This window comes from Mongoliitalea daihaiensis (assembly GCF_021596945.1).
In the GTDB taxonomy this organism is placed as follows: Bacteria; Bacteroidota; Bacteroidia; order Cytophagales; family Cyclobacteriaceae; genus Mongoliitalea; species Mongoliitalea daihaiensis.
In genome coordinates this window covers 3050391-3068434 of record NZ_CP063779.1, presented here as the reverse complement: position 1 = coordinate 3068434, position 18044 = coordinate 3050391, and the positions used below count along the sequence as shown (strand labels likewise).

General features: G+C 39.2%; 11 protein-coding genes and 1 riboswitch. Of the genes, 3 read left to right on the top strand and 8 right to left on the bottom strand.

The genetic code is table 11. The features are described 5' to 3' along the window. Positions 1–45: 45 nt before the first annotated feature. Positions 46–145: riboswitch (SAM riboswitch) on the bottom strand. 124 nt (positions 146–269) lie between these two features. Beyond that, positions 270–833, top strand: a complete 564-nt coding sequence (locus tag IPZ59_RS12980) for a RidA family protein (RefSeq protein WP_236136476.1) — start codon at positions 270–272, stop codon at positions 831–833. Here the strand turns inward: IPZ59_RS12980 and IPZ59_RS12975 are convergent. Together IPZ59_RS12975 and IPZ59_RS12970 are read right to left on the bottom strand one after the other, a co-directional pair. After that, the gene (locus IPZ59_RS12975; RefSeq protein ID WP_236136475.1) at positions 830–2137 is read right to left on the bottom strand and encodes a hypothetical protein; all 1308 of its coding nucleotides are present in this window, start codon (positions 2135–2137) and stop codon (positions 830–832) included. The two genes, IPZ59_RS12980 and IPZ59_RS12975, sit on opposite strands and share 4 nt — an antisense overlap. A gap of 45 nt (positions 2138–2182) precedes the next feature. Beyond that, positions 2183–5032, bottom strand: coding sequence for a PAS domain S-box protein (locus tag IPZ59_RS12970; protein WP_236136474.1), 2850 nt, complete (start codon positions 5030–5032; stop codon positions 2183–2185). Positions 5033–5157: 125 nt separating this feature from the next. On the opposite strand from IPZ59_RS12970, the gene IPZ59_RS12965 reads away from it, so the two are divergent. Next, on the top strand, positions 5158–7329 hold the full coding sequence (locus tag IPZ59_RS12965; protein WP_236136473.1) for a S9 family peptidase: 2172 nt from the start codon (positions 5158–5160) through the stop codon (positions 7327–7329). Positions 7330–7344: 15 nt separating this feature from the next. Then, on the top strand, positions 7345–10302 hold the full coding sequence (locus tag IPZ59_RS12960) for a S9 family peptidase (protein WP_236136472.1): 2958 nt from the start codon (positions 7345–7347) through the stop codon (positions 10300–10302). Between the two features lie 239 nt (positions 10303–10541). On the opposite strand, the gene IPZ59_RS12955 is transcribed toward IPZ59_RS12960, so the two are convergent. From IPZ59_RS12955 to IPZ59_RS12930, 6 genes are all read right to left on the bottom strand, one after another. Further along, positions 10542–10721: a hypothetical protein gene (locus tag IPZ59_RS12955; RefSeq protein WP_236136471.1), complete on the bottom strand. Its 180-nt coding sequence runs from the start codon at positions 10719–10721 to the stop codon at positions 10542–10544. Between the two features lie 135 nt (positions 10722–10856). Next, entirely contained in the window at positions 10857–12320 is a 1464-nt protein-coding gene (locus IPZ59_RS12950; RefSeq protein WP_236136470.1) for a TolC family protein, read from the bottom strand. Beyond that, positions 12317–15472, bottom strand: coding sequence for an efflux RND transporter permease subunit (locus IPZ59_RS12945; protein ID WP_236136469.1), 3156 nt, complete (start codon positions 15470–15472; stop codon positions 12317–12319). The genes IPZ59_RS12950 and IPZ59_RS12945 overlap by 4 nt, the downstream gene beginning before the upstream one ends. Positions 15473–15475: 3 nt before the next feature. Then, positions 15476–16609, bottom strand: coding sequence for an efflux RND transporter periplasmic adaptor subunit (locus tag IPZ59_RS12940; protein WP_236139813.1), 1134 nt, complete (start codon positions 16607–16609; stop codon positions 15476–15478). Between the two features lie 119 nt (positions 16610–16728). After that, positions 16729–17091 carry a hypothetical protein gene (locus IPZ59_RS12935; RefSeq protein WP_236136468.1) on the bottom strand — a complete coding sequence of 121 codons (363 nt, stop codon included), beginning with the start codon at positions 17089–17091 and terminating at the stop codon, positions 16729–16731. A gap of 149 nt (positions 17092–17240) precedes the next feature. After that, positions 17241–17975 (bottom strand): hypothetical protein, encoded by a 735-nt coding sequence (locus IPZ59_RS12930; protein WP_236136467.1) that lies wholly within the window; start codon positions 17973–17975, stop codon positions 17241–17243. Between the last annotated feature and the right edge of the window lie 69 nt (positions 17976–18044).

The following is an 18044-nucleotide window of genomic DNA, read 5'->3' as shown; positions in this document are numbered from 1 at the left end:
AAAAAGCTTATACGAGTAGAACCGGAAGATAAAAAGAGAATCAACCGCTCATCTTTTTCCGGCATTTCCGGAAGGGGAGTTAGCACCTTGAATACAGGTTGCTAAGACGTCATAGGGCCCATCCCTCAGTCTTTCTCGATAAGCAAGCTCAAAAGTACGGACAAAAGGTGAATTTATTGGACTTTTTTACAAAATTATACCTTCAAAAAAATGAAATCTTCAAAATTGAGGAGAAACATTGCTTAAATTGTAAATAAAAAAAACATCCCATGAGATATTTGATTATAATAGGGCTCTTTATTCTTGGTTGTACACCAAATAATGATGGTGTAACACGAACTCCAAGCTCACCTGCAGCTGAAAATAATACCTGGGACGCGGAGGCAAAACTCCAAGAACTGGGAATTTTCCTACCTGAACTTTCCACACCCCTTGCAAATTACGTACATGTTGTTCGGACAGGAAATCTCCTATTTTTAGCTGGGAAAGGACCTCAACTTCCAGAAGGAGGGTATATACTAGGAAAAGTTGGAAAGGATCTAAGTATAGATGAAGGAAGAGAAGCTGCAAGATTGACCGGCATTGCACAATTAGCCGTATTGAAGGCAGAACTTGGAGATTTGAATCGAGTAAAACAAATTGTGAAGGTATTCGGCATGGTCCATGCTGACAGTGATTTCACTCAGCACCCACAAGTAATCAATGGATTTTCCGATTTGATGGTAGATGTTTTTGGGGAAAAGGGAAAACATGCCCGATCCGCTGTCGGCATGAACTCCCTTCCATTAGGTTTTGCTGTAGAGATCGAACTGATCGTAGAAGTAGAGGACTAAGGCCTGATACCAATACTGAATTGCACATAGGGATTGCTCATGTAAGAGCTCATACCTAGATCTCCTAATCTGTAGGCACCTATAGGCTGCTCGTATCCTGCATGTACTGCTGCAAATAATTTAAAGAATTTACCTAAAGCCAGCGGAAGCCCATATCCAAGATATACCTCTGGCTTGACCATCAATCCCCTGCCTGTAAGTCTCCCATCAAAATTGGGGTTTTCAAACAACGTAGGAAAATCCGGTTTGGATGGGTTTATCAAGGTATAGCGAAGATTTCCATATCCAAGACCTCCCAGAACACCCATTTCAATGTTTTTGAATTCAAAAAACTTTTTCCCTAGATTGGCATAAAGTCGGACGGAGTTGAGGGTATGATTGTACTGTTCATTGGCTTGTCCACTCATGCCGAGGTTATACAAATCGACTCCATATAACCAATCTTTGTTATATCCAAGAACCTTCAATCCCCAATTATTTGGTCTGCCTCCAAAGGTATTTAGGCCGTTCTCTGCTAATTTTTCATTGAGATTTGTAGGACTGGTAAAATTCATACTTCCCAAAAAATGAACCCCTATATCGGCATCTTTATAAAAGTAATTATGATCTGGGATAGATATCCCTGCCCCCACTCGCAAAAACGCTCCACTCTGCGTAGAGCTAAAACTCATGCCATTGAGTTTCCATGAATCTTCAAATGGTGAAAAGGAATACCCAAACTTCGCAATCAGTTCCAAGGCTTCATTTCTTCCAGGGATCGGAAAATCATATGCTAAATGAAAACCGAATTCTGTTAGAAAACCTGTCAAATTCAAACTACCACGGTGAATATCTCCATCTCTCAAAATAAATCCTTGCCTTGGGTCTGTCATAAACTGATTAAAAGTTGATGGCTCCTCGGGATTAATCATTTGAAAATTCAATGAGCCAGTTCCAATAGCCATGTAATGAATCAATTGAAACCTTCCCTCTTCGGTAAAAGAAAAACCCACGTTTAGCATCGCCCGCGAGGTTCGGTAACCGATTTGATAATCATCAAAGTCTGCTCGAGGGCTCGTACTTTGGATTACTTCAAGGCCTAAAATAAAATCATTGAACCGGGCCATATACCCAATTGTATAATTGGAGTACCCCTTTCTCAAAGAACTTAACCCTTTGTCTTCCAATAGATTATTAAACTCCCTCAAATTAGCACTAGTCGTCCCAATAGTTCCATAAAAAGTCGAACGATTGCTCAAATTACTTTGGGCATGTAGTTCGTGGAAAAACAAAAGACTGATTAGAAGCCCTACAATTTTTTTCATCGCACCAATTTTGTACTCAAAAATACGCCTAATGTTGGGCAAACATCAAGAATTACTCAAATTATGTTGCAAGTGTTTGACCAGTTTAGCATACATGCTGTCAGGATTAAAAGGTTTAGGCACATAATCGTTCATTTTTAAAGCCTCAAACTGCTCCTGAATCTCCTCCCAAGGAGAGGCTGTCATTGCTATGATCGGTAATGTTCGTAAAATCTTATCTGAATGTGTACGCACGAACTTGGCTACCTCAATCCCATCCTTTTTGGGCATCTGAAGATCTAGTACAATTAGATCAAAACTTTCTTTTTGCAAAATTTCGATTGCCTCTTCTCCATCATTGACAATGGTAAAATCTCCTACCCCCCACTTTTTCATAAATTTCTTGATCATCAGTTGATTGACAATATTGTCTTCCGCAATCAAAATATGAGCATTCAGTAGACTCTCTTTTACTTGCACTATCTTTGGGACAGAGGAGTCGATTGCTATTTTGGCTTTTGGAAGTGTCAACACAAAACTGACGCTCGTCCCTTTATTTAGCTCGCTCTTGACCATTATCTCACTTCCAAAAAGCTGAATAAGCTTTTTTACAATGGCAAGACCCAAACCAGTTCCACCGAATTTACGGGTTGTCTCAGTGCTCGCTTGCGTAAATGCATCAAAAATATGCATCAACTTATCTGGAGGTATCCCAATACCGCTATCCTGAATAATAAATTCTAGTTCTATCGATTCGGCATTTGACTTCTTAGGTATTACGGCTACCCTTACAAAGCCCTTTTCAGTGAATTTAATTGCATTGGAAACAAGGTTATTGATGATTTGTCCAATTCTTACGGGGTCTCCTAAGAGCGTACTTGGGATTTGATCATCGTATTCAAAAATGATCTGCAATTCTTTTTCCCTGGCTTGAAACTTATAGGAAGCAAGCATTCTTCCTATCAGATTTTTTAAGTCGATGGATATATACTCTATTTGCAACTTCCCTGACTCCATCTTATTGAAATCCAAAATATCATTAATCAAGCCTAATAGGTTTTCTGCCGAAAACTGTAGGGTTTTCAGATTTTCTATTTGATCAGGTCTTGGATTATCTTCAATGAGTAAATGCGTCAATCCGATGACCGCATTCATGGGAGTTCTGATTTCATGACTCATGATTGACAAAAATTGCGTTTTTGCATTCGCTGCCATCTCAGCACGCTCTTTAGCCAAAATTAGTTCTTTTTGAGCTTCTCTCAACTTGGTGACATCTCGTGCGATGCCATTGTACAAAAACTCCCCATCACTCGTATACACCAGCTTGGCATTAGAAGCAAATGTCTTGTATGTTTCATCTTTAGTTCTGAGCCTAAACTCTAAAAACTGAGTTTTGGACAAAAAGCCTTCATCTTCTCGTAAAAAACGCTCAAAAGCCTCCAAATCAGTTGGGTGCATAAACTGAGTTAGTTTGGAACCTATAACTTTAGACGATTCAAAACCTAAATATTGTTCAATATTGGGTGATAAATAGGTAATAGTAAGGTCCCGCTGCAAAGAAAATATTATCTCCGTACTATCTTCAACCAAGGTTCTAAACTTCTCCTCACTTTTGACAATCTCTTCCCTACTTTTTTTGATTGCTGTTATATCAGTCAGATAACCATAGAGTTCGGGCTTCTTTAATTCAAAATCCGGTTTGGACTGAATACTGAAATATACAAATTTTTGAACTCCTTTTGCTGAATGAATCATTAACTCTCCTGTTTCACTCGCTCCGTTTCGAATGGTATTTCGGACTTTTTGAATGAATACTGGTAGATCTTTGGGTGAAATTAACTTCAATGCCTCTCTGATAGGGATATTTAAATTGGGAGATTGTAATTCGAATAAATCTCTAAATCCTGGGGTGATAACAACACGTTTTTGATTGGAACTGTAGCGCCAAGAACCGGATTTTGCTAATATCTCTGTATTTATCAATAAATTTTCATTTCTATCCAATTGCTTTTTGATCGATCGATTGACAAATGCGCCTGAAAAAATATCTCCTAATTGCTTGATAACTAATAGATCTTTCACACTCCAAAAATCTTTATTTTCAAAGCCGCTGATTCCAAAAAAACCAGAAAGAACATTCGCTGCATAAAATGGAATCAACAAAATATTACAACTCTTAGATTCACAAAAAATGCGAGGAAAAACAGTATAAACTTCCGAAACCTCCTCATTCTCATGAAGTAATACTATTCCTTCGGAATCATAAGCAGTCAAAAAGTTAACGAAAGATTCTCGATCAATATTTTTTGGTAAATACCCCAACTTTTCCTCCCATTGAAAGGCAAGTTCAAATTTACTTTTTTCGGATTTGACCTGATAAATAAATCCCTTTTCTGCTTTAAAAAAAGCAGTCATTTGTTCTAATGAATCATTAAATGCTTCATCTAGATTGGAATAGACTGAATTTAAAAATTTGGTCGATAGGCTTGCCAGTAAACTTTCCAATTTATACTTTTTATCCAAAGCACTTTTTGTATAAAAAAGATCTGTGATATCTCTACCATTGAATAAAACACCTTGAATATTGGGGTCATCAAATAAATTGATTGCTAAGTTTTCGATCAACATTCTTGACCCATTTGCTTTCCGCATCCAGAAATTGACTTTCATTTGTTCCTTTGATTGCAGCAATTGATCAAATATCAGCAAATCGATCTCAATCGCCCCTTTGGCTACAAATTCTCGAAAAGATTTACCTATAATTTGACTGGGTTCATACCCTAAAATATCAATGACTGCAGGACTGATGTATTTATAATAGCCATTTTTATCCAAAATCGCTACCATATCCAAACTTCGGCGCATGATTCCTCTCAAAAAAGAAAGTTCCGTTTCTTTGGATATAAAAAAGGACATGGGGTTTTCTGTTTTTTTAAATACGGTCATATCCTTGGCATAAAGGGAAGCTAAACAAACTGATTTAGCAGTAAATTAGCAAATTAATGCAAAACTCGTGTTCCGTTCTACAAATAAATTAACTCATGGATTATACACATCTTAAAAAGTCCTTATTCCTTCTACTTTGGGTATGTCTGGTGCATTTATCCTTTGGACAACAAAAAGAGAAAGTTCTCATTACGGATCTAACCAAGATCACTCAAACCACAAGGCATCAAATCAGCCCTGACGGGTCTCAAGTGTTTTACGTCAAAAATCATATCGCTGTCACCGGTGATGAAACCTATGAATACAAAGCACAAATCTGGAAAACCGAATTGAAAGCCCCTTTTCTAAGTATGCCAGTCACTTCCTCTGATTACAATGTGTCCTCATTTGAACTGTCTCCAGACGGGAAGTTATTGGCATTTACACGTGTCAAAGACGGGAAACCCCAACTCTATATTTTACCCACAGCGGGTGGTGAGAGCCAACAATTGACCAAAGAAAAAAACGGTGCATCAAATCCCGTTTGGTCTCCAGATAGTAAGAAAATCCTATTCTCTGTGACGCTCCCAATTTGGGCTATTGAAGGAACTCCCGATTGGCAACAACCAAGACCAGGTAGAAGCTACGGCGACGAGCCTAACTACAAGGCAATACAAGCTGGCATGTCAACAGAGGAAATTAAGCCAAATCCTGACGGCAGTTTGGAAGAACTTCGTGCTTACCTAGCGAAGAACAACTCCAAAAATGACCCAAAAGTGATTGATCGATTAAATTTTTTAGGTGAACTAGATCTCAATCCTGAATTGAATTTTTCCCATTTGGGTATAGTGGATGTAAGTGAGGGCACTACCGAAATAATTACCCAGGGATTTCAAAGTTTTTTTGGAGCTACTTGGAGTCCGGATATGCGCAGCATACTGGCCTCTTCTCTATTCAACGAAATTCACCCGGATGAGAGCAACACTACAGAAGTTTGGAAAATTGACCTCTCCAATAAAAAGGCTACAAAATTTTTTGGATTGGAAAACTACCGAATTGGAAATCCTACATTTTCTCCTGATGGGAAATGGATTGCTGTGGGAGGACAAAATGTAGAAGAACCATCGTACAACCAATCCATGATTGGCGTATTAAAAGCGGATGGTACAGGTTTTAAATGGCTTACAGAAGTTCTTGACAGATCTGTATCTGCCCCTACTTGGACCTCAGATTCACAAAATCTTTACTTTACAGGAGCTAGCAACGGCGGTTTTTACCTATGGAAAGCTGTCCTTGCAAGCGGGAAAGTCGACCCTATTATCAGCGGTCAGGTGGGGGTTAGTAGTTTCGATTTGGTTGGGCAAAAGTTAGTTTACAGTCTTACCACCGTCGAACAAATCTCAGAGATGTTTTTGGCTGATCAAAACAATCGCAATCCTCAACAAATCTCCCGTTGGAATGAGTCTTGGTTGGCTGGAAAAAAAGTTTCCAAACCAACATTTCATACGCTTCAGACAGCTGATGGCTTTGAAATCGACTATTGGGTCATGCCTCCAGTGGATGCCAAAGAAGGTGTAAAATATCCAACAATCTTAAATATGCATGGCGGCCCTTCAGCTATGTGGGGACCAGGGGAATTTTCCATGTGGCATGAGTTTCAGGTCATGGCAGCCAAAGGCTATGGAGTAGTATATGCCAATCCTAGAGGTAGTGGTGGCTATGGAAAGGCTTTTCAAAAAGGCAACTTCCAAGACTGGGGTGATGGACCTGCCTCAGATGTACTTGCTGCTTTAGATAAAGCTTCTGAGGAATATTCCTGGATAGATAAAGATCAATACTTTCTTACCGGAGGCTCCTATGCGGGATATTTGACTGCTTGGATCGTAGGACATGATCACCGATTCAAAGCAGCCTTTGCTCAAAGAGGAGTATATGAATTAACCTTCTTTTTAGGAGAAGGAAATGCTTGGAGATTGGTCCCTAACCATTTTGGCTATCCTTGGGAAGAAGGGGTAAAAGAAATCATGGACTATAACAGCCCACAAACATACGTTCAAAACATACAGACTCCCCTATTAATTAAACATGGTGACCAGGACTTGAGAACAGGTGTTCGTCAATCTGAATTGCTATACAAGAGTTTGAAAATACTGGGTAAGCCGGTTGAATATGTACGATACCCTGGGGAAGGCCACGAACTTTCTCGTTCAGGAGCCATTCCTAGAAGGATTGATCGAATGGCCAGAATTATTGAATTTTTTGAAAGATATGTTACCCATCCTAATTAATTTACACACAATCAAATGAAAAAATACACGATTTTATTTACCTGTTTATTCTTGATTTTGGGCCAAGTCCATGCTCAAAATCAAGCGAGTGAACCACGACCAATTACTTGGCAAGATATCCCTTCTTGGAAATCCATTAATCTGGGAACGGTGCAGCTATCACCTGATGGTCAATGGATGGTACATGTCATGGGCATGGTAGAAGGCGACAGTGAATTAATTCTTCAAAAAACAAGTGATCCTAATGTCAAGAAGACATTTATGGTCGGTTCAAGCAGCTTTCCTTCCATTTCCTTTGCCGAAAATGGGAAATGGTTGGCGTTCAAAGAATACCCCACCGATAAAGAGCGAAAAGCTGCTGCAAAATCAGGAGGTAAAGGATTGAAAGAAAAATTGACACTGATCGATCTTTCCAATGACTACAAAAAAACCAGCTTTGAAAACGTAGGTTCCTTCAATTTCAATGGAACTGCGGCTACCCATCTGGCAATTAATTTGAATCGGGAAGGTTCTAATGGAGATGCTAAAGGCTCTGATTTAGTTTTACTGCACTTAGCATCCGGTAAAAAGCAAAATATAGGAAATGTCACATCCTTTGGTTTCAATAAATCAGGCACTTATTTAGCCTATGCTGTAGACGCAGCTAATCAAGTAGGAAATGGAATTTACTTACTAACCTTAAGTTCTGGCAAAACTGAGGTTTTAGACTCCGATGCTGCCACGTATCGTTCCATCTCTTGGACAGAAGACGGAGGTGCATTTGCTCTTCTAAAAATGGTCAAAGACAAAAAATACAAACAAGATCATGGCAAAGTAATCGGTGTTAAAAACTTAAATGCACCTCAGGTGACGATTTATGATCCTCAAAAGGATAGTGTAAACTTCTCCTCAAGTGCTACTATTAGCCCCAACAAGACACCCATTTGGTCTAATGATTTAAACAGGTTGTTTTTTGGAGTCCATGCGTTGGTTCCAGAAAAAAAAGAGCCGATTGCCGAAACCAGCCCTAAGTCAAACAAAGATTCTTTAGAAAAAGTAAAATTACAGGCAATCTTAGCTGATACAACGGTGAAATCACTGGATGATTTGAAAAAAGCAATTGCAAAAACAACTGCTTCTTCGGAAAAATCAATTGGAGCAGTCGATGGAACTAAACCTGATATGACGATCTGGCATTGGAAAGATAGCAGACTGCAATCCAGACAGCAGGTATTGGAAAATCAGGATAAAATGTTCAATACCTATGCTATGTACGATGTGTCCAAGAAGCAGTTTGTATCCTTACAAGACAGCAGCTTCCGAGAAATGACACTACTCCCAAAGCACCAATTTGGCTTAGGGTTAGACTTACAAGCATATGAACTCGACATCAATTTGGATGGTCAAAATTATCGGGACATATACACCATTGACCTAAACACTGGAGAAAAGAATCTGATATTTGAGAAATTTTATCTTCCTACTTTTGCCTCTTTACCCAGACCATCACCGGATGGCACTAAGTTGCTATTAGCTAAAGATGGCCATTTTCATGTATATGATATTCCTAGCAAAGAATTAAAGGCATTGACGACATCCATAAACGTGAGTTTTGTAGATGAAGACAATGATAGAAATGTGACTTTGCCTATGCATAGTCCGATTGGATGGTCTGCGGATAGCAAATTTGTGCTGTTAAGAGATGGTTGGGATATCTGGCAAGTACCTGTCACAGCAGGCAGAGTCAGTGCAACCAATATAACCCAGAATGGGAGAAAAGATAAAATTCGCTACCAGAGCAGATTCGTTCTTGATCGTGAAGAGAAAGGAATAGATTTAAGCAAAGCTCAATATTTCGCTATCTACGGCGAATGGACAAAAAAGAGTGGAATTGCCCGTGTGGAGGGCGGGAAATCTGCATTAGTTGCGGGTCCACAAGCGCTGATTTGGGAAGATGCCGCAATCAACCGTTTTACCAAAGCTAAAAATGCAGAAGTTTATTACTTGACCAAAGAACGGTTCGCAGAACCTACCAATGTGTATTTGACAGATGCAAGCATAAGTAAACTTGATCAATTATCCCAAAATGCACCAGATGTAGAAAAATACACTTGGTCTTCGGGGGCACGCTTAGTGGATTACGTATCGGATAAAGGTGATACCTTACAAGCTGCTTTATTTTTACCTGCCAACTATACAGAAGGTCAACAATATCCTACCATTGTCTATTACTACGAGAAACTATCTCAAACCCTGCATAGCTATAGCAATCCAGGTTTTTCAGGAACAGGCTGGAATCCTGCAGTTTATACCTCCAATGGATATGCAGTTTTAATTCCAGATATTGTCTATCAGATGGACGACCCTGGAATGTCTGCCGTATGGTGTGTGTTGCCAGCTGTCAAAGAAGCTTTAAAAACGGGTGTGATTGATGAAAGTAAGATGGGCCTCCATGGACATTCTTGGGGAGGTTATCAAACATCTTTTCTAATTACTCAAACCAATCAATTTAAAGCAGCAGCGGCAGGAGCCCCACTAACGAATATGGTTTCCATGTATGACTTGATTTACTGGAACACAGGAGGAGGTAATATGTCGATTTTTGAGTCTTCTCAAGGAAGATTTAGAGGAGCTCCATGGGAAAATTGGGATGCTTACCATAGAAACTCACCTGTATATCATGTGAAAAATGTAGAAACTCCTTTATTAATGTTACATAATGATAAAGATGGTGCAGTGGATTTTACTCAAGGAATTGAATATTACAATGCCCTGCGAAGATTAAAAAAGCCAGTTATCATGGTACAATACAAAGGAGAAAATCATGGACTTTCTAAACTTGAAAATAGAAAAGATTACAGTGTACGTATGCTGGAATTTTTTGATTTTCACTTAAAAGGAAAGAATGAGAATCAGTGGATCAATAGCGGAGTTTCGAGATTGGATCTAGATGAGCATCTTTCGGAGCGAACATTCAGTACAAATCAGTATTGAAAATTTACAATCTTGACCAATAACCTGCAAAATTCTAGAAATTAATACCTAAACCCGACAAAAAATACCCAAAATTGGGTATTTTTTTTACCTTTTTATTTTTGTAAGTTTGAATCGGTAGAAAAACTCTATCAAGTGTTTAAGTTCAAATAAGGGTTTTCCAACAAAAAAGTCTCTGTTACTTGCAGTGAGTTTTTAAAAAGAGAAAAGCTGCTCAGTAATGAGCAGCTTTTTTTCATTTATTGTACTTCTTCAATTTGAGCAGAATCCAATTCTACTTCTTCAACTTCTTCTTCCATTACTGGAGCAGTTTCCTCGATAGCAGGCTCTTCAATTTCTACTTCTTCGGTGGTTTTGTTACCACATGATGCTAACACAAATGCTGTTGAAAACATCATTGCATACATTAATTTTTTCATTTGTTGTAAATGTTTGTTTGGTTTTAATCTATAACTATATGCCGAAAATTCGTGCCAAAAACATAGATTTTGTTAACGTATTCAAAATATATTTTCGCAATCGATTGAATATTCATGATTTTACAGAACTTAATTTTATTGAAGCCATCCACCACCTAAAGCTCTATAAAGGCGTACATTTGCTTGCAACTGTTGCTTCTTGAGTTCAATCAACTCAATTTCTGATTCCAGTGCATTTGTCTGCGCATTCAATACTTCCAAATAGCCTGCATAGCCTACACGGAACATGATATTTGAATTTTCCACTGAGCGCTTTTGAACTTCCACTTCAGCGGTTTTGAGCTCTAACTGCTCATCAAATGCATTGAATTCATTGACAAGGTTAAGGACCTCTAGGTAACTTTTAAATATGGTTTGCTCGTAATCCAAGTATGCGATCTTTTGGGATGCTTTTGCAGATTCAAAGTTCATTCTTATCTGATTTCTATTGAAAATAGGGGCAACCAAACCCGCTCCTAGTTGATATACAGATGATGCTGGGTTAAAGAATAGTCTAGAGAAATCAAATGCATTATACCCTACCATTCCACCTAGTTGAATCGAAGGAAAAAATGCAGCCTTTGCTACATCCACCTCTGCTTTGGTAGCCAACAACTCTCGCTCTGCCATTCGGATATCGGGACGATACGCCAATAATTCTGCGGGCAATCCAATTTCAATGATGTCAGGAACTCCATATACTTGCTCCATATCTAAGCGAATGAGCTCTGTATCATACACCCCTAACAATTGGAACATCTGCAATTCTGCTGTTCTCAATATCTGTTTTTTCTCAATCAATTGCGCTTTGGAATTAAGCATCAATGCCTCAAACTGGTCAACAGCTAATTGATTTTCTTTTCCTGACTCTTTCAAATCTTTGGAAAGATTGACAGCAAATTCCTGCAATTGAATATTTGATTCTAATATCTTGATTCCCTCATCTAGAGCTACTAACTCATAATACTTCTGGGATACTTCCGCAACCAGCCATGTTTTGATAGCATTGACCATATCTTCTGAGGCTAGAAAACGGGCAAATGCTGCCTTTTTTCGATTGCGAAGCTTGGACCAAATATCAATCTCCCAGCTGAATTGAGCTCCTACGATGAAATCCCTGTATGGATCAGGAATTTGTTTATCCTCTGGTACAGTTGGAGAAAGGTTGGAGTCGGCATTACCAACTCCATCCATAGTAAATTCTCCAAACCTCCTTACGGAAGCACCCGCAAGAGCATTTACTTCAGGGAGTAATCCCCCTTTCGCAATACGATAACTGGCACGAGCAACTCTGATTCTTTCTACTGCTTTCAGATGATCCTGATTATTTTCCAAAGCCACTTGAATCAGGGATTTCAGATGATCATCTTCAAAAAAATTGTGCCACTGAAGTGCAGCCGCAGATGAAGAACCATCCTCAATCATAGAAGTAGTATCAAAGCCTACAGGCAAAGCGGTATCTTTATCATCCAGAGTCAATTCTGCGGTTTTACAAGAAACCACCACCGAGCCTAGCAGAATAAATAGTGCCAGTTTATTTATTTTTCCTAATGATTTCATGTTACTGGTAATTCTTTAGAAACTTCTGTTGCTTTCTTTTTCTTAAACTTGGTATCGAGTGTCTCAAAGACTACATACAGTCCTGGAATAAGGAATACACCAACCAATGTCCCAATCAACATACCTCCTGCTGCTGCTGTACCGATCGTTCTATTGCCAATAGCACCAGCTCCAGAAGCAATGGTCAAAGGAATTAACCCAGCAATAAAGGCAAAGGAAGTCATCAAAATTGGCCGGAGACGCTCCACCCCTCCTTTGATTGCACTCTGAAGGATGGAAAGGCCTCGTTCCCTATTTTGAATAGCAATCTCCACAATCAAAATAGCGTTCTTACCTAGCAAACCTATCAGCATTACTAGAGATACTTGAGCATAAATATTATTCTCTAATCCTGTTAATTTTAAAAACAGGAATGAACCGAAAATACCAGCTGGCAAGGAAAGAATTACGGGTAGAGGTAAAAAATAACTTTCATATTGAGCTGCCAATAACAGATATACGAAAAGCAAACAGACCGCAAAAATATAGATTGCCTGATTTCCCGACTCAATTTGCTCCCGAGTAATACCCGACCAATCGATATCAAATCCGCGCGGAAGTACTTTCAAAGCAACTTCCTCAACAGCTTTGATCGCATCGCCTGATGCATATCCAGGCGCGGCATCACCTGTTATCAAGGCCGAATTAAACATATTGTACCTTGTCAATTGCTCTGGACCAAATACTTTTTCAAGTGTTAGAAAATTTGAGTAAGGAACCATTTGGCCCTTATCATTTTTGGCATACATCGATAATAAGGACTCAGGTGAGGTTCGATATTCTGGAGAGGCCTGAATCATCACTTTATACATCTGCCCGTATCGGATGAAATTGGAAGAATAAAAACTTCCAATATAGGATTGAAGTGTCTCCATGGCATCGTTCACAGATATCCCCAGTTTGGCAGCTTTATCATGATCTACATTCAAAACATACTGAGGGAAGTTTGGCTCAAAATTGGTCGTAACCTCTTTTAGCTCCGGACGAGCATTCAATTCTTCGATAAATTCCTGGGTAACTTGCGCCATGACATCTAAAGAACCACCTGTCTTGTCCTGCATTCTCAATTCAAAACCTGAAGCATTTCCAAAGCCAGGTACTGGCGGAGGTGAGAAAAACTGGATTTCCGCACCTTTGATATGGGATACTCGTTCCTGGTAATCAGTGATCAGCTCATTTACATTTTTGTCACGATCTCCCCAGCCGACCAAGTTAATCATTCCCATACCATAAGAAGCCCCGGCAGTTTCTGTCATTAAACTATAGCCGGCAAGTGTGGAAATGGTTTCTACTTCTTCCAAGGGAAGTAAACTTGCTTGTACCATATCCATTACCTCCGTAGTACGTTCTACTGTTGCTCCCGGAGGTGTAGTCACATTGACATACACCATTCCCTGATCTTCATTAGGAATAAACCCGGTTGGCAATACTGTCAAGCCTCCATATGTCAATGCAAAGAATAAAATCAATGCTCCAAAAGTCACTACTCTCCTACCAGCAATGGCATTGATTACACCGCTGTACTTGGCGGCTAAGGCATCGTAGCGCTTATTGAAACCATAAAAGAAGCGTTGAAGTCTTCCGTTTTTAGGGCTATGGTCCACATCAACAGGCTTTAACAACATCGCACAGAGTGCAGGCGAAAGCGTCAAAGCATTAATTCCCGAAATCACAATGGCTATCGCGAGTGTTAAAGAAAACTGACGATAGAATATACCTACTGGACCAGAAAGAAAACTCACAGGTACGAATACTGCTGACATTACCAAGGTAATTGCTACAATCGCACCCCCGATTTCTTTCATCGCAGCCAAGGTCGCATCCAATGCATTCATTTTTAAATCATGCATTTTCACGTGTACGGCCTCCACTACCACAATGGCATTATCCACCACGATACCAATTGCCAATACCAAGGCAAAAAGCGTCAACAAGTTGATGGAGAAACCAAATAACTGCATGAAAAAGAAGGTGCCGATCAAGGATACTGGCACGGCAATGGCAGGAATGAGCGTTGATCGAAAATCTTGAAGGAAGATAAAAACTACTAATGAAACCAATAAGAAAGCTTCCACCAAGGTCTTGATAACCTCAAAGATAGACGCATCCAAGAAACGGGAGACGTCATAGGAAACATTGTACTCCATCCCTGGAGGAAAGGAAGCATCTTGGAGTTCATCCATTTTATCCTTGATGTTTTGGATTACTTCCCGGGCATTAGAACCTGGGCGCTGCTTGATCATAATGGAAGCAGATGGCTTTCCATCAGTCATCGAAACCATGCTGTACTCCTGTGCATCAAAGACTACATCTGCCACATCTCTCAATTTCAATAATGACCCATCCGGCAAAGCCTTTAGAGTAATATTTTCAAACTGTTCTTCTTGATTAAATTTACCTGTATACTTCAAGACATATTGCAGTGCTTGGGGATCACGGTCTGAGGCGATACCTGATTTACCTGGAGCAGCTTCTACGTTTTGCTGCCGGATAGCATCTGAGACGTCCTGAGGGGATAGATTATAGGCAACCAATCTATCCGGCTTTAACCATACGCGCATGGCATAATCTTTAAAACCCATGATCTGCGCAAAACCTACCCCATCAATCCGTTTTAATTCAGGAAGGATATTGATATCGGCAAAATTGTATACAAATTTTTCATCCTGACTTGAATCAGAGGTTACTAAGTTAAGATAGAGTAACATGGAATTGACCTCCTTCTCTGCTTGTACACCCGCTCGGATTACCTCCTCTGGCAACTCATCCAAAACTGTCGAAACTCTGTTCTGTACATTTACAGCAGCCTGATCAGGATCTGTTCCTACTTTAAAGATAATGTTGATCATCGTGACCCCATCATTGGTGTTTACAGAGGTCATGTAACTCATCCCTGGTACTCCGTTGATTGCCCGCTCCAAAGGAGTTGCGACTGCCTTTGCTAACACTTCTGCATTTGCCCCTGTATACCTTGCTGTCACCATTACGGAGGGAGGAACAATCTCTGGAAACTGCGTAATCGGCAAAGATGTCAAAGACAACAAACCCAGCAGTGTAATGAATACGGAAATGACCGTAGACAAAATCGGTCTTTTGATAAATAACTCTAGCATAGCTTAAGACTTTACCAATGTATCATAGACCTCTATCTCGGGCGTCAACTCTGGCATAATTTCCATACCATCTTTTATCTGTTGAATACCCTCATAAATAATCTTATCCCCTGCCTCAAATCCGTCAGCAATGTAAAACAGTCCAAAACGCTGTAAAGGCTTAAAACTTCTTATTTTTACAACATTATCTTTATCCACAATGTAGACGTAGTTGAAGTCTTGAATTTCAAACGTAGATTTCTGGGGAATTAAATAAATGTCTTCAATAGACTCAGTCATTTCCACTTTGCCCGTAGAACCATGCTTGATCAATTGATCAGGATTTGGGAAACGTACCCTGAAAGCAATAGACCCTGTTCCACGTTCAAAATCTGCTTCCATAGTTTCGAACTTACCGGTGTATTCGTAATAAACACCATCTGATAAAATCAATGATACTTCCTGATCATCAAGCGTATCATTTTCGATTTTATCTCGCATGTATTTTAAATACTCGTTTTCAGTAACTTTATAGTATGCAAAAATTTCGGATATATCGGTAATATTAGTCAGTAGATCACCTGCTGTAACCAAGCTACCGGTTTTGTAAGGTATTCTATCGACTATTCCGTCAAAAGGAGCTTTAATTGTCGTGTAAGACAATCCTGTGCGGGCATTTTTCAACATGGATTCAGCCTCGGAAATAACAGATTCTGCCACCGCTTTTTTGGAAAGCGCTAACTGATACTCTGAATTAGCGATGATGTTTTTGTCTACTAATACTTTTAACCTATCTACCTCCAATTGAGCAGCCTGCGCCTCCGCTCTTGCCTGAAACAAACGGGCATTCGCTGAATTGACCATCTCATTATACTCATTGGACGTTAATTGAAAGAGATTTTGTCCTTTTTTTACAAACTGTCCTTCATCTACAAAAATCCTATCCACGAAACCTTCTACTTTAGCCCTAACTTCTACAAACTGTACAGCCTGTATGTCGGCAACATAGGTCTTAGGAAGGGAGATGCTCATGGGTTGAAGTTCCACAATCGGCACTTGGACAAGTACTTTTTTTTGATTTTTGCTGTTACCACTGCTACAGGCAACAAGATTCAATAGGGTCACAAATAAGACCACGTAACTCAAAACAGAAAGCATAACAGCCCCTTTCCGAGTGTGCAACAAATTGGTTTTCATAAATAAATGAATAGTGAATAATCTTTCCTAGAAAGTTATTTGGGTTTATGTGCTTAAAAATTGACTATTAAAAACTTAACTCAAGGAGCATTGGCGGCAATTGATTTGCCTATGAGATAGTCTAAGCCAAAAAATATTTCAACAGGAATGTAAACGACTACCTTTTCAAAAGACGTATTGATGTTAAAAACTTCTGAAAGAAAATCAACTACATTCAGCAATATCAATCGCTGGATTTTGAGGGTTTGATTATTGGAGGGACGAGAAATGGAAGTCGGGAAATCGACGTAATCGAAATCAGTTTCACTTAAGAATTCTCCTACATACTCTATTTCTTGCTCTTGTTCGAACCCATCAAATACAGCCAACACCACAAAAAATAAGGCTAGCATGATGCATGTAGCACGGATAAAAGTGGGAATATGGTTGATAGATAAATTCACGGCTGCAAAATTACGAAAATAATCTATTTTCCAAGTGTTTTTTTTATATGACCCAATTATTTGGTTAAAGTAGATTTTTTTTAATACCAAGGGGTGATTCAGTGGTTTTTCATAAGCTTAGGAGATCACTGAATCCACTATTATCAGATTTATTTCATATTCAAATCCCACCCAAAGAAATTGAGTTCTATCACCAACCCTGATGGCTTATCATTCCCCTTATTGGGTAGTAATATTCCTGCACAAAACTGAAAGCGCTTAGTGACGTTATACATGGCTCCAATGACGGCAGCCGAAGACTCATTGTCCCCACTGATCCAATCTCCCATCAAGTAAGTTCTTGGAGCTACCTTTAACTCATACCCTACAAGGAAGCCAACAGCTGTCCCATCACCTACAAAATTTCGATTAGTATGGTAGATTCCTCCAATCAAACGACTTTTTTTATTCATAAAATGATAGACGCCTATCCCATAATTAAAGTAAGCAATCTCCTTTTCAACCCATTGATCTGCCAAATTTATACCCGTTTGTGTACCAAAATTGACATCAAAGGTTTCTGATACTCGAAACTGTTTTTGAATAGATGGCATCAAATGTGGAGATAACGCTCCTAGGGCAGGGTTATCATTGGTAATAAATTCTAGCGTAGGATTAAAGCCAATGCCTTTACCTACCAAATTCACACCTATATCCCAACCCTTGCCCAAACCGTAAACAAAATGGCCTTTGGATTCAAACATTGGCTGATAGATATTGAATTGATGCTGGTAGAATACTTTGTTTTTTTCTGTGATATCGCCTGAGGGTATATTAAATAGATTTTGCTGAGCCATTCCGATATTCCAGACTAATACCAGGGCCACTAACATGAATAGTCGCATGTTTAACTTGATTTTTTTAAAAGAAAATAGACTATAAACTAGTAAAAAGCATTGCCTAAAAGCTGATAT

Bases quoted from the DNA above. Each gene is read 5' to 3' on its own strand.
- IPZ59_RS12965 (WP_236136473.1), top strand. From the start codon at position 5,158: ATGGATTATACACATCTTAAAAAGTCCTTATTCCTTCTACTTTGGGTA.
- IPZ59_RS12980 (WP_236136476.1), top strand. From the start codon at position 270: ATGAGATATTTGATTATAATAGGGCTCTTTATTCTTGGTTGTACACCA.
- IPZ59_RS12950 (WP_236136470.1), bottom strand. From the start codon at position 12,320: ATGAAATCATTAGGAAAAATAAATAAACTGGCACTATTTATTCTGCTA.
- IPZ59_RS12955 (WP_236136471.1), bottom strand. From the start codon at position 10,721: ATGAAAAAATTAATGTATGCAATGATGTTTTCAACAGCATTTGTGTTA.
- IPZ59_RS12970 (WP_236136474.1), bottom strand. From the start codon at position 5,032: ATGTCCTTTTTTATATCCAAAGAAACGGAACTTTCTTTTTTGAGAGGA.
- IPZ59_RS12930 (WP_236136467.1), bottom strand. From the start codon at position 17,975: ATGCGACTATTCATGTTAGTGGCCCTGGTATTAGTCTGGAATATCGGA.
- IPZ59_RS12975 (WP_236136475.1), bottom strand. From the start codon at position 2,137: ATGAAAAAAATTGTAGGGCTTCTAATCAGTCTTTTGTTTTTCCACGAA.
- IPZ59_RS12945 (WP_236136469.1), bottom strand. From the start codon at position 15,472: ATGCTAGAGTTATTTATCAAAAGACCGATTTTGTCTACGGTCATTTCC.
- IPZ59_RS12940 (WP_236139813.1), bottom strand. From the start codon at position 16,609: ATGCTTTCTGTTTTGAGTTACGTGGTCTTATTTGTGACCCTATTGAAT.
- IPZ59_RS12960 (WP_236136472.1), top strand. From the start codon at position 7,345: ATGAAAAAATACACGATTTTATTTACCTGTTTATTCTTGATTTTGGGC.